This is a genomic window from Enterobacter sp. Lyrl_3, assembly GCF_051948675.1.
Classification (GTDB): domain Bacteria; phylum Pseudomonadota; class Gammaproteobacteria; order Enterobacterales; family Enterobacteriaceae; genus Enterobacter; species Enterobacter cloacae.
Window position 1 is genome coordinate 336968 of sequence record NZ_JAYJLI010000001.1, and the last position, 24590, is coordinate 361557.

The following is a 24590-nucleotide window of genomic DNA, read 5'->3' on the forward strand; positions in this document are numbered from 1 at the left end:
AATGACGATAGTGTAGCGAGGCAGCGCCCCACGCACAAAAGAAAAAGCCGGCGCTTACTGACGCCGGCTTTAGACAAAACGGAAGGGTTTAGTCGAAACGCAGTTGCGGCACAACCTCTTTCACCTGCGCCAGGTAATCTTTACGATCTTTACCCGTCAGCCCTTCGGTGCGCGGCAGTTTCGCCGTCAGCGGGTTTACCGCCTGCTGGTTGATCCACACTTCATAATGCAGGTGTGGCCCTGTAGAACGTCCGGTATTGCCTGAGAGGGCGATACGGTCGCCACGTTTCACTTTCTGGCCTGGTTTCACCAGCAGCTTACGCAGGTGCATATAACGGGTGGTATAAGTGCGACCATGACGGACCGCAACATAGTACCCGGCAGCCCCGCTGCGTTTTGCGACAACCACTTCACCATCTCCCACCGCCAGCACCGGTGTGCCCTGTGGCATGGCGAAGTCCACGCCACGGTGCGGCGCCACGCGCCCGGTGACCGGGTTCAGACGACGCGGGTTAAAATTGGATGAGATGCGGAACTGTTTCGCCGTTGGGAAGCGCAGGAAGCCTTTCGCAAGCCCGGTACCGCTGCGGTCATAGAATTTGCCGTCTTCAGCGCGAATGGCGTAGTAATCTTTACCATCAGAGCGCAAACGTACACCCACCAGTTGGCTCTGCTCACGCTTGCCGTCCAGCATTTCGCGGGACATCAGTACGGAGAACTCATCACCTTTTTTCAGCTTACGGAAATCCATCTGCCACTGCATGGCTTTGATAACCGAGCTGATTTCAGCGCTGGTCAGGCCCGCATTACGCGCGCTGGAGACAAAGCTTGCGCCTACGGTCCCTTTCATCACGCTGTTAACCCAGTCGCCCTTCTGCAACTCGCTGGTCATCTTGAAACCGTTTGCAGTGCGGTCGTAGGTGCGCGTTTCGCGACGGGACATTTCCCAGGTCAGGCGCTGCAGATCGCCCTCTGGCGTTAACGTCCACGAGAGCTGCTGGCCAATTTTCAGGTTACGCAGGTCTTTATCTGCGGCAGCCAGCTGGCTGATATTCCCCATGTCAATGCCGTACTGGTTCAGTACGCTGCTCAGCGTATCGCCAGTGGAGACCACATATTCATGGATCCCGGCTTCATTCTCGGTTTTATCGTCCAGCTCATCCTGCGGAATGGCTTCATCTTCCTGAGCCGCCTGGTCGATAGGCTCACTGGCCTCCGGCAGCAGAGAACGGATTTCGTTCTTCTCAAGCTCGATGGTTTTGATGATAGGGGCAGAACTCGGGTGGTAAACATAGGGCCGCCAGACGGCGACCGCTAAGGTGAGAACTGTAAGCGACCCCAGCATAACGCGATGGGGTCGGGGCAGATTGTTAAATGCCAGGGCGACAGAGCGGGCTATCTGTTGCACGTATTCACTTCCTCGTTAATCTCCTTTCAGGCAGCTCGCATACTGGTTCGCCAGTTGAGTGAGGAACTGCGAATAGCTCGCTTTACTCAACTGGATGTTCGTTCCTAGCGGGTCAAGGGTTCCCATGCGCACGGATGTTCCCCTGGCCACGGCTTCTACGACCGCTGGCCTGAACTGTGGCTCAGCAAAAACGCAGGACGCTTTTTGCTCAACCAACTGTGTTCTGATCTCATGTAAACGCTGCGCACCAGGCTGAATTTCAGGGTTGACGGTAAAATGCCCACGCGGGGTCAGGCCGTAGTGTTTTTCGTAATAGCCATAGGCGTCATGAAAAACGAAATACCCTTTTCCTTTCAGCGGTGCCAGCTCGTTACCCACCTGCTTATCGGTTGCGGCTAATTGTGCCTCAAAATCTTTCAGGTTGGCGTCTAGTTTGGCTCGACTTTGCGGCATAAGTTCCACTAATTTGTCATGGATTGCAACCGCCGAAAGCCGCGCTATCTCTGGGGAGAGCCAAAGATGCATATTGTACTCGCCGTGATGGTGATCCCCGTCACCTTTTTCATCATGAGCATGATGACCTTCGTGTTCGTCACCGTCGTCGTCACTCCCCTTCATGAGCAACGGTTTCACGCCAGAAAGTTCGGCAATGGTGACCTTTTTCGTGTCCGCGATCTGGTTCGCAGACTTCTGCATGAAGGCTTCCATCTCCGGCCCAATCCAGACAACTAAGTCCGCGTTTTGTAAGCGTTTTACATCAGATGGACGCAGGGAATAATCATGCTCAGAGGCACCATCGGGCAGCAGAACCTGGGTTTCCGTCACCCCATCTGCAATGGCCGATGCAATGAATCCCAGCGGTTTGAGCGAAGCGACAACGGCAGCGTTAACATCTTGTGCTGTTGTGCCCCAAAGGGCAGCGGATAATGCTGCGAAAAGAAGCGTATTTTTATGTAACATAATGCGACTAATCATCGTAATGAATGCGTGGAATGTGATATTATAACATTCGTTGACTTCTGCAAGCTTAAATTGACATGACAACTTTGGTTTCTCTTGAAAATGTTTCGGTCTCGTTCGGTCAGCGCCGCGTCCTTTCTGACGTCTCGCTGGATCTGAAGCCCGGTAAAATTCTGACGCTGCTCGGTCCGAATGGCGCGGGTAAATCCACCCTAGTGCGCGTGGTGCTGGGTCTGGTAGCCCCTGATGAAGGTGTCATCAAGCGTGAAGAAAAATTGCGTATCGGCTACGTGCCGCAAAAATTACATCTTGATGCCACGCTGCCGCTGACCGTCAGCCGCTTCCTGCGCCTGCGCCCTGGTACGCGTAAAGCCGATATTCTTCCGGCGCTGAAACGTGTCCAGGCGGGCCACCTGGCGGACGCGCCACTGCAAAAACTGTCCGGCGGGGAAACCCAGCGCGTGTTACTTGCCCGGGCGCTGCTCAGCAGCCCCCAGCTGCTGGTACTGGATGAGCCAACGCAAGGTGTGGACGTCAATGGTCAGGTCGCGCTTTACGATTTAATTGACCAGCTGCGCCACGAACTGAACTGCGCGGTGCTGATGGTCTCCCACGACCTGCATCTGGTGATGGCGAAAACCGACGAAGTGCTCTGTCTGAACCATCATATCTGCTGTTCCGGCACGCCTGAAGTGGTGTCAATGCACCCCGAATTTATCTCTATGTTTGGCCCTCGCGGGGCTGAACAACTGGGTATTTATCGCCATCATCATAACCACCGCCATGATTTACAGGGACGAATTGTCCTGCGCCGGGGAAATGGACACTCATGATTGAACTGTTACTGCCCGGCTGGCTGGCCGGGATTATGCTCGCCTGCGCCGCGGGTCCGCTTGGCTCGTTTGTGGTCTGGCGCAGAATGTCCTATTTCGGCGATACCCTGGCCCATGCTTCACTGCTGGGCGTGGCCTTTGGTTTGCTGCTGGACGTCAACCCGTTCTATGCTGTGATTGTCGTTACGCTGCTCCTCGCCGCCGGTCTGGTCTGGCTGGAAAAACGCCCTCACCTCGCCATTGATACCCTGCTCGGCATTATGGCGCACAGCGCCCTGTCGCTGGGTCTGGTGGTAGTGAGCCTGATGTCTAATATCCGCGTTGACCTGATGGCCTACCTGTTTGGCGACCTGCTCGCCGTGACGCCTGAAGATCTCATTGCTATTGCCATTGGCGTGGTGGTGGTGCTGGGTATTCTGCTGTGGCAGTGGCGTAATTTGCTGGCGATGACCGTCAGCCCGGATCTGGCGTTTGTAGACGGCGTGAAGCTGCAGCGGGTGAAACTGCTGCTGATGCTGGTGACGGCGTTAACCATCGGCGTGGCGATGAAGTTCGTCGGTGCGCTGATTATTACGTCGCTACTGATTATTCCTGCGGCCACCGCGCGTCGTTTTGCCCGTACGCCGGAGCAGATGGCAGGCGTGGCGGTGATTATCGGGATGATTGCGGTAACGGGCGGGTTAACCTTCTCGGCGTTCTATGACACGCCTGCGGGGCCGTCAGTGGTGCTGTGTGCGGCGGTGCTGTTTATTTTCAATATGATGAAGAAGACCGCTAGTTGATATCGAGGGCGCTGATGCCCTCATCCTAACCCTCTCCCGGTGGGAGAGGGAATTAAGCATTACGGCATTGCCGGTGGCGTGATACCAAAATGATTCCACGCCCGCACCGTGGCCATACGCCCACGCGGGGTACGTTGCAGGAAGCCCTGCTGGATCAGATACGGTTCGAGTACATCTTCAATTGTCTCGCGCTCTTCCCCGATTGCCGCCGCCAGGTTATCCAGCCCGACCGGCCCGCCAAAGAATTTGTCCAGTACCGCCAGCAGCAGCTTGCGGTCCATGTAGTCAAAACCCTCAGCATCGACATTCAGCATATCCAGCGCCTGAGCAGCAATTTCGGCAGAAATAGAACCATCGTGCTTCACTTCTGCAAAGTCACGAACGCGGCGCAGCAGGCGGTTAGCGATACGCGGTGTTCCGCGCGAACGCTTCGCCACTTCAAATGCCCCCTCTTCGCTCATATCCAGCCCCATATAGCGGGCACTGCGGCCCACGATATGCTGGAGGTCGGCGACCTGATAGAACTCGAGGCGCTGCACAATACCAAAGCGGTCGCGCAGTGGAGAGGTTAACGACCCGGCGCGGGTGGTGGCGCCAATCAGGGTAAACGGCGGCAGATCGATTTTGATCGAACGCGCGGCAGGCCCTTCGCCGATCATAATATCCAGCTGGTAGTCTTCCATTGCCGGATAGAGAACCTCTTCCACCACCGGCGACAGGCGGTGGATCTCATCGATAAACAGCACGTCGTGCGGTTCAAGATTGGTCAGCATCGCCGCCAAATCGCCTGCTTTTTCCAGCACCGGGCCAGACGTGGTACGCAGGTTCACGCCCATTTCATTAGCAACGATATTCGCCAGGGTGGTTTTCCCCAAACCCGGAGGACCGAATATCAGCAGGTGATCGAGCGCATCGCCGCGCAGCTTTGCCGCCTGGATGAAGATCTCCATCTGGGAACGCACCTGCGGCTGGCCAATATACTCATCAAGCAACTTCGGACGGATCGCACGATCCACCACGTCCTCTGCCTGAATAGTGCCTGCCGATACCAGGCGATCTGCTTCAATCATCCTTTACCTCACAATGCAGCGCGCAGCGCTTCACGAATCAGAGTTTCACTGCTGGCATCCGGTTTGGCAATTTTGCTCACCATTCGGCTGGCCTCCTGAGGTTTATAGCCCAGCGCCACCAGCGCGGCAACCGCTTCCTGCTCGGCATCATCATCCGACACAGGCGCACCCGGCGAAGTCAGCACCAGATCGGCAGCAGGGGTAAAGAGATCGCCATGCAGACCTTTAAAGCGGTCTTTCATCTCAACAATCAGGCGCTCTGCCGTTTTCTTACCAATGCCCGGAAGCTTAATCAGCGCGGCAGGATCTTCGCGCTCAACGGCATTCACGAACTGCTGGGCGGACATACCGGAGAGAATGGCCAGCGCCAGCTTCGGCCCGACGCCGTTGGTTTTAATCAGCTCGCGGAACAGGGTGCGTTCCTGTTTGTTGTTGAAGCCATAGAGCAGTTGAGCATCTTCACGCACCACAAACTGGGTAAAGACAATCGCCTCTTTGCCCGCGTCCGGCAGCTCGTAGAAGCAGGTCATTGGCATATGGACTTCATAGCCCACGCCGCCCACTTCCAGCAGCACTAACGGGGGTTGTTTTTCAATGATGATGCCTCTGAGTCTGCCTATCACGTGACGCTCCTGCGTTCTGGAAAATTATTGATTTGCGACATAATAAAAAAAGGCTGGATAAACATCCAGCCTGATTTCTCATTATCGTAACCTGCCTCGCGCCAGATTGAGCCGCGACTCGCTCATTTGCATCGCGTTCTGGCTGACATGACAGTGGGTGATCGCAATTGCCAGCGCATCGGCGGCATCGGCCTGCGGGTTCGCGGGGAGCTTCAACAGGGTACGCACCATATGCTGCACCTGGCTTTTCTCCGCGCTACCAATCCCGACCACCGTCTGCTTGACCTGTCTTGCCGCGTATTCAAATACCGGAAGATCCTGGTTCACGGCAGCAACAATTGCCACGCCCCGCGCCTGACCGAGCTTTAACGCCGAATCGGCGTTTTTCGCCATGAAGACCTGCTCGATGGCGAAATAGTCAGGCTGAAACTGGGTTATAATCTCCGTCACGCCCGCATAAATGAGCTTCAGTCGCGACGGCAGATCTTCAACTTTGGTGCGAATACAGCCACTGCCAAGGTAGGTTAACTGGCGTCCAACCTGACGGATAACGCCGTAACCGGTGACGCGTGAGCCGGGGTCAATCCCAAGGATAATCGACATCACGCGTCTCCCGTAAACGGTTTAAACGCTCTCATCAGAGAGTCGCTGCAACCTCATCAGAGATCTCACCGTTGTGATACACTTCCTGCACGTCGTCGCAGTCTTCAAGCATGTCGATCAGACGCAGCAGTTTTGGTGCCGTTTCAGCATCCATATCCGCTTTGGTGGACGGGATCATGGAGACTTCAGCGTTGTCGGCTTTCAGGCCCGCCGCTTCCAGCGCATCACGTACTGCGCCCATCTCTTCCCACGCGGTGTAGACATCGATAGCGCCATCGTCGAAGGTGACTACGTCTTCCGCACCCGCTTCCAGTGCCGCTTCCATGATGACATCTTCGTCGCCTTTCTCGAAGGAGATGACGCCTTTTTTGCTGAACAGGTACGCTACAGAACCGTCAGTCCCCAGGTTACCCCCGGTTTTGGTGAACGCATGGCGCACTTCTGCAACGGTACGGTTACGGTTGTCGGACAGACATTCAACCATTACCGCGGTGCCGCCAGGACCGTAACCTTCATAAATGATGGTTTCCATGTTCGTGTCTTCATCACCGCCCACGCCACGAGCGATAGCACGGTTCAGGGTGTCACGCGTCATGTTGTTGGACAGCGCTTTATCTACTGCCGCACGCAGACGTGGGTTAGACGCCGGATCGCCGCCGCCCAGACGCGCCGCTGTCACCAGCTCGCGAATGATTTTGGTAAAGATCTTACCGCGCTTGGCATCCTGTGCCGCTTTGCGGTGTTTGGTGTTGGCCCACTTACTATGACCTGCCATAAAAAGTTCTCCAAAAATCGCGCCTTTTCAGGCTGCGTTAATTACAAATTCTTCAATCGCCTGCCGGTTGCTCCACGATTTGGTCAGTGCGGCGGCATCCGCCGCATCCACCCAGCGGTAGGTCAGATGTTCAGTGAACACGATCTCCCGTTCGTGAGGGAGCGCGAGACAGAACCACGATTCCGTGTTGCGCTCGATACCCGGTGCATAGCGATGACGTAAATGGCTAAAAATTTCGAACTCCACCGTGCGCTGACAGTCCTTCAGGGTCAGTTGCTCGCAAGCAACGTCAATGGTGACCTCTTCCTTTACTTCACGCGCGGCGGCCTGCGGCGCGGTTTCGCCCTCTTCCAGACTGCCGGTAACCGACTGCCAGAATTCAGGGTCATCGCGCCGCTGCAACATCAGCACCCGCTTCGTGTCCTGAGCGTAAATTACAACTAAGACAGAAACGGGACGCTTATATGCCATATCAGTTTTTCTCTTCCTTTTTCACCACGTCGATACCCAGCTCAGCCAGTGCGGCCGGGTTAGCGAAGCTTGGCGCTTCGGTCATCAGACACGCCGCTGCGGTGGTTTTCGGGAAGGCGATAACGTCACGGATGTTGTCGGTGCCGGTCAGCAGCATAGTCAGACGGTCGAGACCGAATGCCAGGCCTGCGTGAGGCGGCGTACCGTACTTCAGCGCATCCAGCAGGAAGCCGAACTTCTCGCGCTGTTCCTGTTCGTTGATGCCCAGAATGCCGAACACCGTCTGCTGCATCTCACCGCTGTGAATACGCACGGAGCCGCCGCCCACTTCATAGCCGTTGATAACCATATCGTAGGCGTTCGCGACTGCCTCTTCCGGTGCCGCTTTCAGCTCTGCCGCCGTCATGTCTTTTGGCGAAGTGAACGGGTGGTGCATGGCAGTCAGGCCGCCTTCACCGTCGTCTTCAAACATCGGGAAGTCGATAACCCACAACGGCGCCCATTTGCTCTCGTCAGTGAGGTTCAGATCTTTGCCCAGTTTCAGACGCAGCGCGCCCATTGCATCGGCAACAATTTTCTTGTTGTCAGCGCCGAAGAAGATCATGTCGCCATCCTGTGCGCCGGTGCGCTCAAGGATCGCTTCTACAATCTCCGCGTTCAGGAACTTCGCCACCGGGCTGGTGATACCTTCCAGACCTTTCGCACGCTCGGTTACTTTAATATAGGCCAGACCTTTCGCGCCGTAGATCTTGATGAAGTTACCGTAGTCGTCAATCTGCTTACGGCTAAGCGCTGCTCCGCCCGGTACACGCAGGGCTGCTACGCGGCCTTTCGGATCGTTAGCCGGGCCGGCAAACACCGCAAACTCAACGGATTTCACCAGGTCAGCAACGTCCACCAACTCCATAGGGTTACGCAGGTCTGGTTTGTCGGAGCCGTAACGACGCTCGGCTTCGGCGAAGGTCATAATGGGGAAGTCGCCCAGCTCCACGCCCTTCACGTCATTCCACAGGCTGCGCACCAGCGCTTCCATCACTTCACGCACCTGCTCAGCGGTCATGAAGGAGGTTTCCACATCGATCTGGGTAAATTCTGGCTGACGGTCAGCGCGCAGGTCTTCGTCACGGAAGCATTTTACGATCTGATAGTAGCGATCGAAGCCGGACATCATCAGCAGCTGTTTAAACAGCTGTGGAGACTGCGGCAGCGCGTAGAATTTGCCTTTATGAACGCGGGATGGCACCAGGTAATCGCGCGCGCCTTCCGGCGTGGCTTTGGTCAGCATCGGGGTTTCGATATCGAGGAAACCGTGGTCATCCATAAAGCGACGCACCAGGCTGGTGATTTTCGCACGGGTTTTCAGGCGCTGTGCCATCTCCGGGCGACGCAGATCCAGGTAGCGGTATTTCAGACGCGCTTCTTCAGTGTTGACGTGGTTGGAGTCCAGCGGCAGCGCTTCAGCACGGTTGATGATCGTCAGATCGGAGGCCAGCACTTCAATGGCACCGGTCGCCATATCTGCGTTGACGTTTTTCTCGTCACGCGCACGTACGGTGCCGGTGACCTGAATGCAGAACTCATTACGCAGCTCAGAAGCCAGCTTCAACGCGTCCGCGCGATCCGGATCGAAGAACACCTGAACGATACCTTCGCGGTCGCGCATATCGATGAAGATAAGGCTACCAAGATCACGACGACGGTTGACCCAACCACACAGGGTCACCTGCTGTCCGACGTGGGACTGACGCAGCTGCCCGCAATATTCTGTACGCATGAGATATCCCTTAATTAGCCGCAGGCTAAATGTCGCCTGGTATGCAGGCTACTATGTCGCAGCTTTCTGTATGTCACAACTGGATGAAAAAAGGCGGCTATTATACTGGAAATTCCGCCGGACGATAAGAGCGAAGCACGGCCAGACGCACGTTTGCTGCGCTCTTATTGCGCATTCTCACAAAAATTAACAAAATTATCCGACCGATAACAGGCCATAACGTCGTAAGGTGTAACGGAAGCGATTCATTTAACTGGAGTTACCATGCTGACACTTGATGCCCGCAAAACCGCCCTGGTGGTGATTGATCTACAGGAAGGGATCCTTCCCTTTGCCGGCGGCCCGCACACCGCTGATGATGTCGTCAGCCGTGCCGCCCGTCTGGCGGAAAAATGCCGCGCCAGCGGCGCACCGGTTGTCATGGTGCGCGTTGGCTGGTCGACCGATTTTGCCGAAGCGTTAAAACAGCCGGTTGACGCCCAGGCGCCCGCGCACGCCCTGCCGGACAACTGGTGGACGTATCCGGTCTCGCTCGGTAAACGCGACAGCGATATCGAAGTGACCAAACGCCAGTGGGGCGCCTTCTATGGCACCGACCTGGAGCTACAGCTGCGCCGCCGCGGTATCGACACCATTATCCTGTGCGGGATCTCCACCAACATTGGCGTGGAATCCACCGCCCGTAACGCCTGGGAGTTGGGCTTTAACCTGGTGATTGCCGAAGACGCATGCAGCGCGGCTTCTGCGGAACAACACCAGGGCAGCATGACCCATATTTTCCCGCGCATCGGTCGCGTGCGCAGCACGGATGAGATTTTAAGCGCGTTATGATGTACGTGGGCCTGCCCCAGTGGTCGCACCCGAAATGGGTGCGCCTTGGCATAACCAGCCTTGAAGAGTACGCCCGGCACTTTAACTGCGTGGAGGGCAACACCACGCTGTATGCCCTTCCCCGGGCAGAGATTGTCGAGCGCTGGCGGGATCAAACCACGGATGATTTCCGCTTCTGCTTTAAATTTCCAGCAACCATCTCCCATAACGCCGCCCTGCGTAACTGCAGTGATTTAACCGAAGAGTTTTTTGGCCGAATGTCGCCACTGGCAAACCGTATCGGCCAGTACTGGCTGCAGCTTCCCGCCACCTTTGGTCCGCGCGATCTGCCCGCGCTCTGGCCATTCCTTGATGGCCTGCCCCGGGACTTTACCTACGGCGTTGAAGTGAGACATCCTGAATTTTTTGCCAAAGGCGAGGTAGAGAAAGCACTCAACCGGGGATTGCATGAGCGCTCAGTCAACCGCGTCATCCTTGACAGTCGTCCTGTTCACAGCGCAATTGCGCATAACGAAGCCATTATTGATGCCCAGCGCAAGAAGCCCAAAGTCCCGGTCCACGCTATCGTAACCGCGCACAATCCGATGGTCCGGTTTATCGGCAGCGACAATATGCAGCAAAATCAGGAGATGTTCGCCGTCTGGCTGCACACGTTAGCGAAATGGGAACAGACCACCACGCCGTATCTTTTTTTACATACGCCGGATATCGCCCAGGCCCCCGAACTGGTCGATACGCTCTGGCAGGCCCTGCAAACCGCGGTTCCGTCGCTCGGCAGCGCGCCCTCCATCCCACAACAATCTTCTCTTTTCTGAGATCACGCCATATCATAGAGACGCCATCTGCCAAAACACAGGGAGTTTGTATGGTCAGCGCGTTGTATGCGGTGCTAGGTGCATTACTGCTGATTAAATTTTCATTTGATGTTGTGCGACTCAGAATGCAGTACCGCGTCTCATACGGCGACGGGGGGTTTTCCGAACTGCAAAGCGCTATCCGTATCCACGGCAACGCGGTTGAGTACATTCCGGTGGCACTCATTTTGCTGCTGTTTATGGAGATGAATGGCGCCGAAACCTGGATGGTACACATTTGTGGCCTGCTGCTGATTGCGGGTCGGTTAATGCATTATTACGGCTTTCACCACCGCTTATTCCGCTGGCGTCGTTCCGGCATGAGCGCGACATGGTGTTCGCTTTTGCTGATGGTGCTGGCTAACCTTTGGTATATGCCGTGGGAGTTGGTTTTCTCCTTCCGTTAGCGCACAATACGCCACTTTATTTTTCCCGGATTTTTACGTTATGTCAGATCGCGACACGCTTTTTTCCGCGCCTATCGCCAGCCTGGGCGACTGGACCTTCGATGAACGGGTAGCCGAAGTCTTCCCGGATATGATCCAGCGCTCTGTTCCCGGTTATTCCAATATTATCTCCATGATCGGCATGCTGGCTGAGCGCTTCGTTCAACCCGGCACGCAGGTGTATGACCTGGGCTGCTCGCTCGGCGCGGCAACGTTGTCGGTACGTCGTAACGTTCATCACGAAGGCTGTAAAATCATTGCCGTCGATAACTCCCCGGCGATGGTTGAACGCTGCCGTCGCCATATTGATGCCTGGAAAGCGGCAACTCCGGTCGAGGTCGTTGAAGGCGACATTCGTGACATCGAAATCCACAACGCCTCGATGGTCGTGCTGAATTTTACCCTGCAGTTCCTGGTGCCCGATGACCGCCAGCGGCTGCTGGACAAAATTTATCAGGGCCTTAACCCCGGTGGCGCGCTGGTGCTGTCTGAGAAATTCAGCTTTGAAGACGCGACCGTCGGCGAACTGCTGTTCAACATGCACCACGATTTCAAACGTGCAAACGGCTACAGCGAGCTGGAGATTAGCCAGAAACGCAGCATGCTGGAAAACGTGATGCTGACGGACTCCGTGGAAACCCATAAAGCGCGTCTGCGCCAGGCAGGCTTTGAGCACAGCGAACTGTGGTTCCAGTGCTTTAACTTTGGCTCCCTGGTGGCGCTGAAAGCTGAGGACGCGGCATGATTGAGTTCGGTAACTTCTATCAGCTGATTGCAAAAAACCATCTCTCCCACTGGCTGGAGACCCTGCCTGCGCAGATTGCCACCTGGCAGCGCGATCAGCAGCATGGGCTGTTGAAGCAGTGGTCAAATGCGGTGGAGTTTCTGCCGGAGCTGACGCCTCACCGTCTGGATCTGCTGCACAGCGTCACGGCCGAAAGCGCAGAGCCGCTGCCCGCCGGGCAGATTAATCGCATCGAAACGCTGATGCGTAACCTGATGCCGTGGCGCAAAGGACCGTTTTCGCTCTACGGGGTGAATATCAATACTGAATGGCGCTCCGACTGGAAATGGGATCGCGTGCTGCCGCACCTCTCCGACCTGACCGGGCGTACCATTCTGGACGTCGGCTGCGGTAGCGGTTACCACATGTGGCGCATGATTGGCGCGGGCGCGCATTTAGCCGTTGGCATCGACCCGATGCAGTTGTTCCTGTGCCAGTTCGAAGCCGTGCGTAAGCTACTGGGTAACGACCAGCGCGCGCATTTGCTGCCGCTGGGCATTGAGCAACTGCCCGCGCTGAAAGCGTTTGATACCGTCTTCTCCATGGGCGTGCTGTACCATCGCCGTTCCCCGCTGGAGCATTTATGGCAACTGAAAGATCAGCTGGTCAGCGGCGGCGAACTGGTGCTGGAAACGCTGGTGGTCGAAGGCGATGAAAATACCGTTCTGGTTCCCGGCGATCGTTACGCGCAAATGCGCAACGTCTACTTCATTCCTTCCGCGCTGGCGCTGAAAAACTGGCTGGAGAAGTGCGGATTTGTGGATGTGCGCATCGCCGACGTCTGCGTGACCTCCATCGAGGAGCAACGCCGCACGGAGTGGATGGTGACCGAATCGCTGGAGCAGTTCCTTGACCCAACCGACCACAGCAAAACCGTTGAAGGCTATCCGGCGCCAATGCGTGCGGTGTTGATTGCCACGAAGCCGTAGCCTTTTAGCCGGGTGGCGGCTGCGCCTTACCCGGCCTGGTCATCGCAGGTTTTCTCCAAAATATTTCAAGTTGCAGCAAGGCGGCAACGCAGCGAATCCCCAGGAGCTTACATCAGTAAGTGACTGGGGGGAGCGAGGCAGCCAACGCAGCTGCGGCTTGAAATATGAAGGAGAAAAAAAGGCCCCTGTGTAATTGGCAGGGGCCTGGTACAAGCAAGCATCATATTGGGCGACATGATGCGCGGTAAAAATCGGTACGTTGCTACACGTGATGACGTTCAATCAGCGATTTCATTTCCGCAACCGACTCTCCATCTACACCGTAGCGTGAGTACTCATCCGCTTCAGCATCCGTCGACATAGACAACCCTGTGTTGCGATAACGCATGGGCGACGGTATCCATTTCCCGGCAGAGCTGTGAAGCTCTTCCACCCCCGCGTTTAAAAACAGTTCCAGATTGCTGGCACGGACTCCCGCACCCGCCATTATTATTGGAACACCGGAATGTGCTTTTAGTTCCGTAATTAATTGCAGTCCTTTTTCAGCCGACGACTGCTGGCCCGATGTCAGCACACGCGCCACGCCAAGTTCCGCAAGGGTATCAAAGGCTTGCAATGGGTTTTTACACATATCGAACGCGCGATGAAATGTTACCGCCATCCCCTTTGCGGCCGCCATTACCTGGCGCATACGCGGTACATCGACGTTGCCTTCTTCATCGAGCAGCCCCGTCACCAGCCCCGGGAAACCCAGATCGCGAACAAGGGCGATATCGTCAAGCATGGCACTGAACTCGCCTGCCGAGTAACAAAAATCACCGCCCCGAGGACGAATGATAGGGTGTACCGGAACGGTGACAGCCTGACGGGCAGACTTCAACACACCGTACGAGGGCGTTAACCCCCCTTCTTTCGGTGCCGCGCACAGTTCAATGCGGTCTGCCCCCCGCCGTTGCGCCATCACGGCACACTCCACGCTGTAACAGCAAATCTCCAGCCGCGCCATCCACTCCTCCTTAAATTCCGCGTAATGCACCATCATGACACGCCGCTCCCGGTCGGTCTTCGCGTGTCGTCACAACGCTTACTCTTCGCTGGCAACAATCTGTTCTATCGTCCAGGGATGGAACTTCACCGTCACCTGTCCGTCAGTCACGGCCAGCGTCGGGTTTGGTAAACGCTCGCGCTCGCCTTTTGGTGAACTCGTTTTCACAAAGATACCCGGCTTGCTTAACCCCTCATCAGACAGCAGCGCCAGCGCGCGCGCATTCAGCGTGTCGGGCTCGCCTGGCAGCACGATTTCGATGTGCTCCCAGCCTTCATGCGGGTAACGTTTTTCTCCCGGCCACGGCAGTTCAACAACGCTAAACTGCCAGTGCGCTACGCAGACCGGCTCATGAAGTTTAAACAGACAGATAGGACGGCCGTTGATGATGTTCTCAGAGAGCAGTTCCCCGCACTGTTCAAACCCGCGACGCCAGCGCTCGGCGGTGGCGTTCTGATGACAGCGCAAGGAGATGTGATCGGCCTCAAGCGGCGCAATGTCCAGACCAAGACGGGTGGCAAGTTCTGTGAACGCCTGGGTGAAGCGCGGTAAATCTGCGGAAATATCATGCAGTTCGTCAATGGATTGCCAGTTCGCCATAAGTCAGTCTCTTATCGTGTCGCAAAGCCGCTAATTTACTCTGTTGCCCCCTTTTGACCAACCGCGGAATGACGCTTTTTATCACTGCATGATTATGCATGCTTTCTTAGCCTGGATTCTGCGCAATCTTCGCCCCCCGCAATGCTGACGCCAGAAGGCATTTGCAGTATACTCCCGCCCTCATTCTTTAACTGGCGCGGGTGGCAGTCAGCCCGCATCAAAAACGTAAGGTATCCAGGTGAATATTCAGGCTCTTCTCTCAGAAAAAGTCAGTCAGGCACTGATTGCCGCAGGTGCGCCTGCGGATTGCGAACCGCAGGTTCGTCAGTCAGCGAAAGTACAGTTTGGCGACTATCAGGCTAATGGCGTGATGGCAGTGGCTAAAAAACTGGGCATGCCGCCGCGACAACTGGCTGAGCAGGTGCTGACTCATCTGGATCTCACCGGCATTGCCAGCAAAACCGAAATTGCTGGCCCGGGCTTTATCAACATTTTCCTTGAGCCGGCCTTCCTGGCAAGCCACGTTGACGCAGCGCTGAAATCTGACCGTCTGGGCGTAACCCAGCCAGAGCCACAGACCGTGGTGATTGACTACTCCGCGCCAAACGTCGCGAAAGAGATGCACGTTGGCCACCTGCGCTCCACCATCATCGGTGACGCGGCAGTACGCACCCTTGAGTTCCTCGGTCACAAGGTGATCCGCGCGAACCACGTTGGCGACTGGGGTACCCAGTTCGGTATGCTGATTGCTTACCTGGAAAAACAGCAGCAGGAAAACGCGGGTGAAATGGCGCTGGCGGACCTGGAAGGGTTCTACCGTGAAGCCAAAAAACACTACGACGAAGATGAAGCCTTCGCCGAGCGCGCGCGTAGCTATGTGGTGAAACTGCAGGGCGGCGACCCGTATTTCCTGGAGATGTGGCGCAAGCTGGTGGACATCACCATGTCCCAGAACCAGCTCACCTATAACCGTCTGAACGTCACCCTGACCCGCGACGACGTGATGGGTGAAAGCCTCTATAACCCAATGCTGCCGGGCATTGTGGCCGACCTGAAGGCCAAACATCTGGCGGTTGAGAGCGAAGGCGCAACGGTCGTATTCCTTGATGAGTACAAAAACAAGGAAGGCGAACCGATGGGCGTGATCATCCAGAAAAAGGATGGCGGCTACCTCTACACCACCACCGATATCGCCTGTGCGAAGTACCGTTACGAAACGCTGCATGCTGACCGCGTGCTGTACTACATCGACTCCCGTCAGCACCAGCACCTGATGCAGGCGTGGACTATCGTGCGTAAAGCCGGTTATGTTCCCGATTGCGTGCCGCTGGAACACCACATGTTCGGCATGATGCTGGGTAAAGACGGCAAGCCGTTCAAAACCCGTGCGGGCGGTACGGTGAAGCTGTCCGACCTGCTGGATGAAGCGCTGGAACGCGCCCGTCGCCTGGTGGCAGAGAAGAACCCGGATATGCCGGCCGAGGAGCTGGAAAAACTGGCGAACGCCGTGGGTATCGGTGCGGTGAAATACGCGGATCTCTCCAAGAACCGTACCACCGACTATATCTTCGACTGGGACAACATGCTGGCGTTTGAAGGTAACACCGCGCCGTACATGCAGTATGCCTACACCCGCGTGCTCTCGGTGTTCCGTAAAGCGAATATCGATGAAAGCGTGCTGGCGAATGCGACCGTCACCATTACCGAAGATCGCGAAGCCCAGCTGGCGGCCCGTCTGCTGCAGTTTGAAGAGACGCTGTCCGTTGTTGCACGCGACGGTACGCCGCACGTGATGTGTGCTTACCTGTACGATCTGGCCGGTCTGTTCTCCGGCTTCTACGAGCACTGCCCTATTCTGTCTGCGGAAAATGAATCGGTCCGCAACAGCCGCCTGAAGCTGGCGCAGCTGACGGCGAAGACCCTGAAGCTGGGTCTGGATACCCTGGGTATCGAAACCGTAGAACGTATGTAATACAAAAAACCCGGCCATCATCGCCGGGTTTTTTTATGATCAGAAGTACTTCCGCAAATACTCCGTCAAACAGAGGATTGCCATTGCCTGACCGTACGGCATCGACGTCAGCGGGATCTGGCGGTAAAACTCCAGATCGCTCCCCATCCCGGTTCCGAACGACGTTTGCAGCAGCTCCCCTTCCGGCGAGATGTTTTTCACAATCCCTCTGATGGCTTTCTCCGCGACCTCAGCGTATTCCGCCGCCACATAGCGTTTACGCACGGCCTTAAGTATACCGTAGGCAAAGCCTGCCGTGGCCGACGCCTCCAGGTATGAGTCTGGATCGTCGAGCAGCGTATGCCACAGGCCACTGTCGTCCTGACATGTCGCCAGCGCGGCAATCTGCGCATTGAGCACCTGCGTCAGATAACGGCGCACGGCGTTGTTTTCCGGCAGATCAACCAGTTCGAGGAAGTCCGGGATCACAATGGTGAGCCAGCTGTTGCCACGCGCCCAGCGGGCATGGGCAAAGTTATGGTTGCCGTCATAGTTCCAGCCGTGGAACCACAACCCGGTCTCCCGGTCCATCAGGTTCTGCACGTGCAGCAGGAACTGGTACACGGCCTCCTCAACGTATTCCGGTTTGTTCAGCAGCTTGCCAATTTTGGCCAGCGGCAGGACCGTCATCATCAGCGTGTCATCCCACATCTGCTGCGCGTTCTCTTCCGCCAGGGTAATGTGCTGCATGCCGCCGTGTTCGGTACGCGGCATCTCATGCATCGCCCACTCCGCCCAGCTCTCCAGCCACGGCAGCCAGGCCGGATTTCGGGTCTCTTCATAGCGGTACGCCAGCGTCAGGAACGGCGACATGGTATTCACGTTTTTGGTGGTTGCCCCTTCCGCAAAACGGTCCGCAAACCAGCTGTCGATAATGTCGCGCATCCCGTCGTCGCCGGTCTGGCAGTAGTACTGCCAGATACCGTACAACCCGACGCCGTGCGTCCACTCCCACCCTGCCCAGCCTTTGGTATCAATGACGCGCCCGTCGTCCAGCCGCAGCAAAAATTCACCCGTTTTGTCGTGGATATTGACCAGGTTATGCGTCACCTTCTGAATCAGCGATTTCAGCTCGTCCCTGGCGATAAAACGCTCTGGCTGACGCAGCAAGGGGCTATGTTTGACAGGCCAAACTTTCATCATCTTAACCTCTGTTGTATGTCGAATTCAGTACCGCACGTCCCTTCAGCGAAGGGGACGCTGGTTTATTGCGATTGAGATAACCAATGTTGTTATTCCCCCACAAGGATTCGAACGGCATACCGGCCAGCATTTCCACGGTGGCGCGGGCGCGCGGGCTGGCCGCTTCAGGCATGGCGCGGCCCGATTCGCGCATTTTCGCGGTCTCTTCGCGCAGCGTGCTGTGGGTTTGTAGATTGAGCCTGAAGCGCAGGGAGACCAGGAAACCGCAGAACAGCACCAGAAGGGTTCCCACGCTCAAAATCAGCAGTATGGTGTGACTGACTTCAGCAGGCTGGGTTTTCTGACCGCTGACAAAGCCGGACATCTGCATCACGATGCCCACCAGCATTACCGCACCGGCCTGAGACGCTTTTCGGGTCAGCGTCATGATGCCAGCGAAGATGCCCTCACGACGCTGGCCGGTGATCACCTCGTCCACGTCAGCAATGTAGGTATAGGTGTTCCACGGCACATAGTTGATACCGCCGCGACCGAGACCGGCAACCGCGGAGATAAGCAGCAGCAAAGCGTAAACGTCGCTCAGCCCGGCGTAATACAGCACGGCGTAAGAGAGAGAGGCCAGGCCAAACAGCACCACCACCATGCGGTAAGACGGCGCAGGCCCAAAGCGAATGCACAGCGGGATCATCCCAATCACGGCAAGGAACTGGAAAATGGCCATCGTGCCCAGCAGGTTCGACGCCATAGACGCCTCCTGCATTAGCACAAACACCACGTAATAGGTAAAGACGGCGTTGAAGACGTCCTGCGCAATGTAGCCGCCAAGGTACATGCCCAGGTGCTGCCGGAAAATCTTGATGCGCAGCGTCGAGCTTAACTCCACAAACAGGCGATTCAGGCTCTGGCCCAGGGTCAGTTTTTTCTTCTCTTCTTCCGCGCGCAGGGCCGCTTCGGACCACTCCTCGCGCGGGCGCTCCCAGGTGAAGAACCAGACAAAGGTCAGCATCAGCGCGCACAGCACGGAGAAGACCAGGCTTGCGTAGAAGAATGAAATCGCGTTGTCTTTACCAAAGTGGGTCAGCAGGATCCCCGGCAGGAACGAAGCCAGGATAGCGGACATCTGCGCCATCGAAATACGCGCACCGGAGAATTTCGTTTTCTGTTTAAAGTCATCGGTCATCTCCGGGACCAGCGTTTCATACGGCACCAGAATCATGGTGTAGACGATATCGAAGACCAGATAGGTCAGCAGGTAGTACCAGAAATTCATCTCCCCAACCCACATCAGGGAGTAGCTGAAGACGCAGGGAATGCCGAGCAGAATAAAGAATTTGCGGCGACCAAAGCGTTTTCCCAGCCAGGTGGTGCCAAAGTTATCGGTTAAAAAGCCCATCAGCGGGCTGACCACCGCGTCCAGTACCCTTGCAGCAGCAAAAATAAAGGTCGCTTCAATCGGTGTGAGTCCACAGAAGGTCGTATAAAAATACAAAAGCCAGGCCGCCGTCAGCGCGGTCGTTCCCGCGCCGAGGAAATCCCCTGCCCCGTATGCAAGATAGTTTGCGAGTCCAATTTTTCGTGTTTTCATTGCCGTCAACCCTAATCAGTTTTAGGAGACCCCCTGTAAGCAAACCTCGTCCGGGAGTTTTTACACGGCTACAGTAGAATTAACGCACTGTGGAAACCTTTCTGTTTCTGCCATCACACCGCAAAGGCTGGCAAAAATGCAAAGAGTGTCATTACGTGCATCACTGATTTATAAAACAGCGTTTCTATTACTTCAAAAGGTGAGGTCATTTTTGCGAGCCCGCTATCATAAACGTTGATAACGGGCGTTGAGGCAGGCAACTAGCGGTAGTTAACGATAACGGAATTACTCTGCACCTTGAGCGCCGGGATCAACCGCCCGCCGCCCGGCACTTCCCAGATAAAGCGTAAAGGTTCTACCGCAGGTACGCCGTTAAACGCCTGGGTAGTGCCGCTCTCTCCGTCGATTTCCGTGCAACGGCTCTGGGAGCACAGACGCACCTGCAGCCCGGCAGGCGTCGGGCCAATCAGCGAGTAGTTCCACACCACCAGGCTCATCTGACCGGACACCGGTTCAGAAGGCGCCAGCGGACGCGACGACATCGCCACGCCACGGTTGCTGAGGGTCACGCCGATGCTGCTGGCCTGCCAGGTCCCTTCGCCCGCGGCCTGCGCCACCAGCGGGAAGAGTAATAGCCCTAACCACTTACGCATTATTTACCTCCAATCGTCGCCGTCATACGAATATGGCGATTATCAGACAGCTCCAGATTCGATAGCACCACCAGCTGATTCAGGCTACGGCGCAGGAAGCGTGACAGCAGCGGACGCAGCGCATGGTTTACCAGTAGCACCGGCGGTGCCCCCAGCATCTCCTGACGCGCCAGCGCCTCCTGTGTTTGCGCCAGCAGACGGTCCGCCAGACCCGGCTCCAGCCCGCCACCGCCCTGCAGGGCCTGCAGCAGCAGACGTTCCAGCGGCGTATCCAGGCCAATCACCTGCACTTCACCGGTGCCCGGGAACCACTGCTGGGTGATCGCGCGGCCCAGCGCCACGCGCACCACCGCCGTCAGCTCATGCGGATCGCTTTGCAGCGGCGCGTGCTCGGCGAGGGTTTCCAGAATGGTGCGCATATCGCGGATCGGCACTTTTTCATCAAGCAGGTTTTGCAGCACCTTATGCAGCGTGGTCAACGTCAGCACGCCCGGCACCAGATCCTCCGTCAGCTTCGGCATCTCCTGGCTCACGCGGTCGAGTAACTGCTGTGCTTCCTGACGGCCAAACAGCTCTGCTGAGAACTGTCCAATCAGGTGGTTAAGATGGGTAGCCACCACGGTACTGGCCTCCACCACGGTATACCCCTGAATTTGCGCCTGCTCTTTGAGCGCGCTTTCAATCCAGATTGCGGCCAGACCAAACGCGGGATCGATGGTCTGTTCACCCGGCAGCGTACCGGCGGCTGTGCCCGGGTTAATCGCCAGCCAGCGGCCTGGATACGCATCGCCGCTGCCAATCTCAACCCCTTTCATCAGAATACGGTAGCGGGCAGGCGGAAGATCCATGTTGTCGCGGATGTGCACAACCGGCGGCAGGAAGCCCATATCCTGGGCGAACTTTTTCCGGATACTGCGGATGCGGCCAAGCAGTTCGCCATCCTGCTGGAAATCGACCATCGGGATCAGACGGTAACCCACTTCCATCCCCAGCGAATCTTCCAGCTGAACGTCGTTCCAGGTGGCTTCCACGGCCTGCGTGTTCTCCGGCATTTTTACCGGTACAGGTTCTGCCGCGGGTTTCATTTCACGGCCACGCATCCACCAGGCAAGGCCCAGTAGTGCTGCCGTGAACAGCAGGAAAACCAGGTTCGGCATGCCCGGCACCAGGCCGAGCAGGCCCAGCACCGCCGCCGCCAGCAGCATGACGCGCGGGTTGCTGAACAGCTGGCCAACCATCTGCTCGCCAACGTCCTGATCGGTACTGACGCGGGTAACAATAACGCCCGCGGCGGTAGAAATGACCAGCGCCGGGATCTGCGCAACCAGACCGTCACCAATGGTCAGCAGCGTATAGCTTTCAGCCGCCTGGCCCATGCCCATGCCATGCTGCAGCACCCCAACAAGCAGGCCACCCACCACGTTAATCACCATGATGAGAATGCCCGCGATGGCGTCACCGCGCACAAACTTACTCGCACCGTCCATTGAGCCGTAGAAGTCCGCTTCCTGGGTCACTTCCGCACGGCGTTTTTTCGCTTCATCTTCCGCGATAAGCCCGGCGTTAAGGTCGGCGTCGATCGCCATCTGCTTACCCGGCATCCCGTCCAGCACAAAGCGCGCCCCCACTTCCGCAATACGCCCTGCACCTTTGGTGATAACCATAAAGTTGATGATAACGAGGATGACAAACACCACGATGCCGATGGCAAAGTTACCGCCCACGAGGAAGTGGCCAAAGGCCTCAACCACTTTGCCCGCCGCTGCCGCGCCGGTGTGGCCTTCCATCAGGATGATACGCGTGGACGCCACGTTCAGCGCCAGTCGTAACAGGGTGGTAAACAGCAGGATGGTCGGAAACGCCGCAAACTCAAGGGTACGCTGGGTGAACATCGCCACCAGCAACACCATGATGGACAACGCAATGTTGAAAGTGAAAAGCAGGTCGAGGATGAATGCCGGCAGCGGCAATACCATCATCGACAGGATTAGCAGGATGAGGATCGGCCCGGCAAGGATTTGCCATTGGGTCGATTTCAGGTTGCCGGGCAGGCGCAACATTGCCACCAGATTAGCCATCAGTGTCCTTCTCGTTCATAAAATCCAGCGCAGCAGGCACCGGAAGGTTCTCAGGTTTGACAGGTCGTTGACCGCCAGCCAGACGCCAGCGTTTCAACTGCCATACCCAGGCCAGCACTTCCGCCACGGCGGCGTAGAGTTGTCCTGGGATCTGTTGTCCAATTTCCGCGTGGCGGTACAACGCACGCGCCAGCGGCGGCGCTTCCAGTATTGGCACCCGGTTTTCCGTGCCAATCTCGCGGATGCGCAGGGCGATTAAGCCCGCCCCCTTCGCCACCACTTTCGGCGCGCTCATTTTGTTTTCGTCGTACTGCAGCGCAACGGAATAGTGGGTCGGGTTGGTGACAATAACGTCGGCTTTCGGCACATCTTCCATCATCCGTCGACGGGCGGCGGCGCGCTGCATCTGGCGGATGCGCCCTTTCACGTGCGGGTCACCTTCCATCTGCTTATATTCGTCACGGATATCCTGACGGGACATGCGCAGTTTTTTGAAGTGGCTGTACAGCTGGAAGATGACGTCGAACCCCACCATCGGAATAATGCTGAGGACCACCAGCAGCGCGCAGAGTCCGACCAGATTCAATGCATTGCTCATCGCGGTCAAAGGCGACTCGCTGATAAGCCGCATCATTTCCGGCCAGTTGTGCCACAGGTAAAACCCCGCGGCACTGCCCATCAGCGCTGCTTTGAGGATGGCTTTAAGCAGTTCTGCCCCGGTCTGTGCGGAGAACATTTTCGCGATGCCGGACAGCGGGTTCAGTTTGGAAAATTTTGGTTGCAGCGATTTGGTGCTAAAGACCAGACCGCCAAGCATCACCGGCGAGATCAGCGCGACCAGCACCACCCCGGTAATCAGGGGCAGCAGTGCGACCATGGCCCCTTTAATAAGCTGAATAATCTGGCTGAGGATAAGGTTTGGGTCGTTGACCATACTGTGGTCGAAACGTAATCCGGCAGAGAGCATCCCCGCCAGTTTTCGGGCGAGCGACTCCCCACCCCACCAGATGATGCACACACCCACAATAAGGATCAGCAGGGATGTCAGCTCTCGGGATCGGGGGATCTGCCCTTCCTCACGCGCTTTTTCAAGTCGGTGGGGTGTGGGGGCTTCTGTTTTGTCGTCGTTCTCTTCTGCCACAGTGCATGCTCAGCCCATTACGTCACGGGTATCATGCCAGCGCAGAGGAAATCCAATGGCGGGAAAAGCCCGTTTATTCGGGCTCTTTTCGGTGATTCTGCGTTAACCGCCTCAGGCGCATGCACACCTGAGGCGGAAAGGCGTATCAGAAGCCGAGGCTGTCCAGCAGGTCGTCTACCTGATCCTGGCTTGCCACAACGCCCGCTTTGGTGGCGTCGAGCTGTGGGCCATTAAGCAGGCTTTCGTTCTCGCGTTTCGGACGTGCAGCCGGTTCCGGGATGTTTTCCAGCAGCACCATCAGCAGCTGACGTTCAATCTCCTGAATCACATCCATCATGCGCTTGATAACCTGACCGGTCAGGTCCTGGAAATCCTGCGCCATCATGATGTCCAGCAGCTGAGCGTTGGTGAAGCTGGTGTGGCCCGGTACATCGCCCAGGAACTGACGGGTATCCGTCACCAGCTCGCGGGCATCCGCCAGCTCGATAGGATTCTCAAACCACTCATCCCAGCGTTTGGTCAGCGCTTTCGCGCCCTTTTCCATCGCATCCTGGTGCGGTTGTGACGCTTCAACGCTGTTCAGCGCACGTTCAGCCGCTTGCGCGGTCATCTGCACAACGTAGTCCAGACGGTCACGCGCGTCAGGAATCGCTTCCGCCGCTTCTGCGATTGCCTGGTCCAGCCCCAGTTCACGCAGGCTGTCACGCAGCATGCGTGTCAGGCTGCCGATGCGGGCAATGATATCGCTGGGCGAATGTTCTTCAACGGGTTTCATAGCAGGTTGCATCATAACCAACACCTCACATGCCGAGTTTCTCGAAGATCTTACCGAGCTTCTCTTCCAGGGTCGCCGCGGTGAATGGCTTCACCACATAGCCGCTTGCGCCCGCCTGTGCAGCGGCAATGATGTTCTCTTTTTTCGCTTCTGCGGTCACCATCAGCACCGGCATAGAGGCCATGCCTGCATCCGCGCGGATGGTTTTCAGCAGTTCCAGACCATCCATGTTCGGCATGTTCCAGTCAGAGATAACAAAACCAAACCCGCCCGCCTGCAGTTTGTTCAGCGCATCCACGCCGTCTTCTGCTTCTTCAACGTTGTTGAAGCCCAACTCTTTCAGCAGGTTGCGCACAATGCGACGCATGGTGGAAAAGTCATCCACAACCAAAAACTTAAGCTCTTTATCCGCCATA

The 24590-nt window shown here is 56.7% G+C and carries 25 protein-coding genes; 8 read left to right on the forward strand and 17 right to left on the reverse strand.

Translation table 11 applies throughout. The annotated features are described in order from the left end of the window. Positions 1 to 88: 88 nt before the first annotated feature. On the reverse strand, positions 89 to 1408 hold the full coding sequence (gene mepM / locus VF709_RS01820; RefSeq protein ID WP_250020549.1) for a murein DD-endopeptidase MepM: 1320 nt from the start codon (positions 1406 to 1408) through the stop codon (positions 89 to 91). 15 nt (positions 1409 to 1423) lie between these two features. Further along, the gene (znuA, locus tag VF709_RS01825) at positions 1424 to 2368 is read right to left on the reverse strand and encodes a zinc ABC transporter substrate-binding protein ZnuA (protein WP_013096089.1); all 945 of its coding nucleotides are present in this window, start codon (positions 2366 to 2368) and stop codon (positions 1424 to 1426) included. A 77-nt stretch (positions 2369 to 2445) separates the two neighbouring features. Between znuA and znuC the strand changes: the two genes are divergently transcribed. After that, complete coding sequence (znuC, locus tag VF709_RS01830) at positions 2446 to 3201, forward strand: zinc ABC transporter ATP-binding protein ZnuC (protein ID WP_149896319.1); 756 nt, start codon at positions 2446 to 2448, stop codon at positions 3199 to 3201. Further along, the gene (znuB, locus tag VF709_RS01835) at positions 3198 to 3983 is read left to right on the forward strand and encodes a zinc ABC transporter permease subunit ZnuB (protein WP_440230798.1); all 786 of its coding nucleotides are present in this window, start codon (positions 3198 to 3200) and stop codon (positions 3981 to 3983) included. Before znuC ends, znuB begins: the two co-directional genes overlap by 4 nt. Before the next feature lie 59 nt (positions 3984 to 4042). On the opposite strand, the gene ruvB is transcribed toward znuB, so the two are convergent. The 6 genes from ruvB to aspS form a co-directional block, all read right to left on the reverse strand. Beyond that, positions 4043 to 5053, reverse strand: coding sequence for a Holliday junction branch migration DNA helicase RuvB (gene ruvB / locus VF709_RS01840; protein WP_020687650.1), 1011 nt, complete (start codon positions 5051 to 5053; stop codon positions 4043 to 4045). Positions 5054 to 5061: 8 nt separating this feature from the next. Next, complete coding sequence (gene ruvA / locus VF709_RS01845; protein ID WP_020687649.1) at positions 5062 to 5676, reverse strand: Holliday junction branch migration protein RuvA; 615 nt, start codon at positions 5674 to 5676, stop codon at positions 5062 to 5064. An 81-nt stretch (positions 5677 to 5757) separates the two neighbouring features. Beyond that, complete coding sequence (gene ruvC / locus VF709_RS01850; protein WP_013096083.1) at positions 5758 to 6279, reverse strand: crossover junction endodeoxyribonuclease RuvC; 522 nt, start codon at positions 6277 to 6279, stop codon at positions 5758 to 5760. A 34-nt stretch (positions 6280 to 6313) separates the two neighbouring features. Continuing rightward, positions 6314 to 7054, reverse strand: coding sequence for a YebC/PmpR family DNA-binding transcriptional regulator (locus tag VF709_RS01855; protein ID WP_013096082.1), 741 nt, complete (start codon positions 7052 to 7054; stop codon positions 6314 to 6316). Between the two features lie 27 nt (positions 7055 to 7081). After that, positions 7082 to 7525, reverse strand: coding sequence for a dihydroneopterin triphosphate diphosphatase (gene nudB / locus VF709_RS01860; RefSeq protein ID WP_023620451.1), 444 nt, complete (start codon positions 7523 to 7525; stop codon positions 7082 to 7084). Position 7526: 1 nt separating this feature from the next. Further along, positions 7527 to 9299 carry an aspartate--tRNA ligase gene (gene aspS / locus VF709_RS01865; protein ID WP_013096080.1) on the reverse strand — a complete coding sequence of 591 codons (1773 nt, stop codon included), beginning with the start codon at positions 9297 to 9299 and terminating at the stop codon, positions 7527 to 7529. Between the two features lie 264 nt (positions 9300 to 9563). On the opposite strand from aspS, the gene VF709_RS01870 reads away from it, so the two are divergent. The 5 genes from VF709_RS01870 to cmoB are packed head-to-tail and all read left to right on the forward strand — an operon-like array spanning position 9564 to position 13143. Next, positions 9564 to 10130 (forward strand): hydrolase, encoded by a 567-nt coding sequence (locus VF709_RS01870; RefSeq protein ID WP_045292479.1) that lies wholly within the window; start codon positions 9564 to 9566, stop codon positions 10128 to 10130. Continuing rightward, complete coding sequence (locus VF709_RS01875) at positions 10127 to 10945, forward strand: DUF72 domain-containing protein (protein ID WP_129252432.1); 819 nt, start codon at positions 10127 to 10129, stop codon at positions 10943 to 10945. The genes VF709_RS01870 and VF709_RS01875 overlap by 4 nt, the downstream gene beginning before the upstream one ends. Positions 10946 to 10995: 50 nt before the next feature. Beyond that, positions 10996 to 11391 (forward strand): MAPEG family protein, encoded by a 396-nt coding sequence (locus tag VF709_RS01880; RefSeq protein WP_013096077.1) that lies wholly within the window; start codon positions 10996 to 10998, stop codon positions 11389 to 11391. 40 nt (positions 11392 to 11431) lie between these two features. Next, positions 11432 to 12175 (forward strand): carboxy-S-adenosyl-L-methionine synthase CmoA, encoded by a 744-nt coding sequence (gene cmoA, locus VF709_RS01885; RefSeq protein WP_013096076.1) that lies wholly within the window; start codon positions 11432 to 11434, stop codon positions 12173 to 12175. Continuing rightward, entirely contained in the window at positions 12172 to 13143 is a 972-nt protein-coding gene (gene cmoB, locus VF709_RS01890) for a tRNA 5-methoxyuridine(34)/uridine 5-oxyacetic acid(34) synthase CmoB (protein ID WP_013096075.1), read from the forward strand. Before cmoA ends, cmoB begins: the two co-directional genes overlap by 4 nt. A 262-nt stretch (positions 13144 to 13405) precedes the next feature. Here cmoB and cutC read toward each other — a convergent pair whose 3' ends face one another. After that, positions 13406 to 14149 carry a copper homeostasis protein CutC gene (gene cutC, locus VF709_RS01895; RefSeq protein WP_149896378.1) on the reverse strand — a complete coding sequence of 248 codons (744 nt, stop codon included), beginning with the start codon at positions 14147 to 14149 and terminating at the stop codon, positions 13406 to 13408. A 78-nt stretch (positions 14150 to 14227) separates the two neighbouring features. Next, a complete protein-coding gene (locus VF709_RS01900; RefSeq protein ID WP_013096073.1) occupies positions 14228 to 14788 on the reverse strand; it encodes a VOC family protein in 561 nt (186 codons plus the stop codon). A gap of 238 nt (positions 14789 to 15026) precedes the next feature. On the opposite strand from VF709_RS01900, the gene argS reads away from it, so the two are divergent. Next, entirely contained in the window at positions 15027 to 16760 is a 1734-nt protein-coding gene (gene argS, locus VF709_RS01905) for an arginine--tRNA ligase (RefSeq protein WP_029882318.1), read from the forward strand. Between the two features lie 39 nt (positions 16761 to 16799). Here the strand turns inward: argS and bglB are convergent, their stop codons facing one another. From bglB to cheY, 7 genes are all read right to left on the reverse strand, one after another. After that, positions 16800 to 17939: a beta-galactosidase BglB gene (bglB, locus tag VF709_RS01910; protein ID WP_013096071.1), complete on the reverse strand. Its 1140-nt coding sequence runs from the start codon at positions 17937 to 17939 to the stop codon at positions 16800 to 16802. Between the two features lie 4 nt (positions 17940 to 17943). Continuing rightward, the gene (locus tag VF709_RS01915; protein WP_129252427.1) at positions 17944 to 19527 is read right to left on the reverse strand and encodes an MFS transporter; all 1584 of its coding nucleotides are present in this window, start codon (positions 19525 to 19527) and stop codon (positions 17944 to 17946) included. A gap of 260 nt (positions 19528 to 19787) precedes the next feature. Continuing rightward, on the reverse strand, positions 19788 to 20180 hold the full coding sequence (gene flhE / locus VF709_RS01920) for a flagellar protein FlhE (RefSeq protein ID WP_095439697.1): 393 nt from the start codon (positions 20178 to 20180) through the stop codon (positions 19788 to 19790). Further along, positions 20180 to 22258 carry a flagellar biosynthesis protein FlhA gene (gene flhA, locus VF709_RS01925; RefSeq protein ID WP_020687642.1) on the reverse strand — a complete coding sequence of 693 codons (2079 nt, stop codon included), beginning with the start codon at positions 22256 to 22258 and terminating at the stop codon, positions 20180 to 20182. The genes flhE and flhA overlap by 1 nt, the downstream gene beginning before the upstream one ends. Beyond that, entirely contained in the window at positions 22251 to 23399 is a 1149-nt protein-coding gene (gene flhB / locus VF709_RS01930; RefSeq protein ID WP_013096066.1) for a flagellar biosynthesis protein FlhB, read from the reverse strand. The genes flhA and flhB overlap by 8 nt, the downstream gene beginning before the upstream one ends. A 145-nt stretch (positions 23400 to 23544) precedes the next feature. Beyond that, entirely contained in the window at positions 23545 to 24189 is a 645-nt protein-coding gene (cheZ, locus tag VF709_RS01935) for a protein phosphatase CheZ (protein WP_013096065.1), read from the reverse strand. Between the two features lie 10 nt (positions 24190 to 24199). After that, positions 24200 to 24589: a chemotaxis response regulator CheY gene (gene cheY / locus VF709_RS01940; RefSeq protein WP_008500431.1), complete on the reverse strand. Its 390-nt coding sequence runs from the start codon at positions 24587 to 24589 to the stop codon at positions 24200 to 24202. Between the last annotated feature and the right edge of the window lies 1 nt (position 24590).

Bases quoted from the DNA above. Each gene is read 5' to 3' on its own strand.
- VF709_RS01855 (WP_013096082.1), bottom strand. From the start codon at position 7,054: ATGGCAGGTCATAGTAAGTGGGCCAACACCAAACACCGCAAAGCGGCA.
- aspS (WP_013096080.1), bottom strand. From the start codon at position 9,299: ATGCGTACAGAATATTGCGGGCAGCTGCGTCAGTCCCACGTCGGACAG.
- nudB (WP_023620451.1), bottom strand. From the start codon at position 7,525: ATGGCATATAAGCGTCCCGTTTCTGTCTTAGTTGTAATTTACGCTCAG.
- znuA (WP_013096089.1), bottom strand. From the start codon at position 2,368: ATGTTACATAAAAATACGCTTCTTTTCGCAGCATTATCCGCTGCCCTT.
- znuC (WP_149896319.1), top strand. From the start codon at position 2,446: ATGACAACTTTGGTTTCTCTTGAAAATGTTTCGGTCTCGTTCGGTCAG.
- bglB (WP_013096071.1), bottom strand. From the start codon at position 17,939: ATGAAAGTTTGGCCTGTCAAACATAGCCCCTTGCTGCGTCAGCCAGAG.
- VF709_RS01870 (WP_045292479.1), top strand. From the start codon at position 9,564: ATGCTGACACTTGATGCCCGCAAAACCGCCCTGGTGGTGATTGATCTA.
- flhE (WP_095439697.1), bottom strand. From the start codon at position 20,180: ATGCGTAAGTGGTTAGGGCTATTACTCTTCCCGCTGGTGGCGCAGGCC.
- znuB (WP_440230798.1), top strand. From the start codon at position 3,198: ATGATTGAACTGTTACTGCCCGGCTGGCTGGCCGGGATTATGCTCGCC.
- cheY (WP_008500431.1), bottom strand. From the start codon at position 24,589: ATGGCGGATAAAGAGCTTAAGTTTTTGGTTGTGGATGACTTTTCCACC.
- flhA (WP_020687642.1), bottom strand. From the start codon at position 22,258: ATGGCTAATCTGGTGGCAATGTTGCGCCTGCCCGGCAACCTGAAATCG.
- VF709_RS01875 (WP_129252432.1), top strand. From the start codon at position 10,127: ATGATGTACGTGGGCCTGCCCCAGTGGTCGCACCCGAAATGGGTGCGC.
- cmoA (WP_013096076.1), top strand. From the start codon at position 11,432: ATGTCAGATCGCGACACGCTTTTTTCCGCGCCTATCGCCAGCCTGGGC.
- VF709_RS01880 (WP_013096077.1), top strand. From the start codon at position 10,996: ATGGTCAGCGCGTTGTATGCGGTGCTAGGTGCATTACTGCTGATTAAA.
- cmoB (WP_013096075.1), top strand. From the start codon at position 12,172: ATGATTGAGTTCGGTAACTTCTATCAGCTGATTGCAAAAAACCATCTC.
- ruvB (WP_020687650.1), bottom strand. From the start codon at position 5,053: ATGATTGAAGCAGATCGCCTGGTATCGGCAGGCACTATTCAGGCAGAG.
- ruvC (WP_013096083.1), bottom strand. From the start codon at position 6,279: ATGTCGATTATCCTTGGGATTGACCCCGGCTCACGCGTCACCGGTTAC.
- VF709_RS01915 (WP_129252427.1), bottom strand. From the start codon at position 19,527: ATGAAAACACGAAAAATTGGACTCGCAAACTATCTTGCATACGGGGCA.
- cutC (WP_149896378.1), bottom strand. From the start codon at position 14,149: ATGGCGCGGCTGGAGATTTGCTGTTACAGCGTGGAGTGTGCCGTGATG.
- cheZ (WP_013096065.1), bottom strand. From the start codon at position 24,189: ATGATGCAACCTGCTATGAAACCCGTTGAAGAACATTCGCCCAGCGAT.
- VF709_RS01900 (WP_013096073.1), bottom strand. From the start codon at position 14,788: ATGGCGAACTGGCAATCCATTGACGAACTGCATGATATTTCCGCAGAT.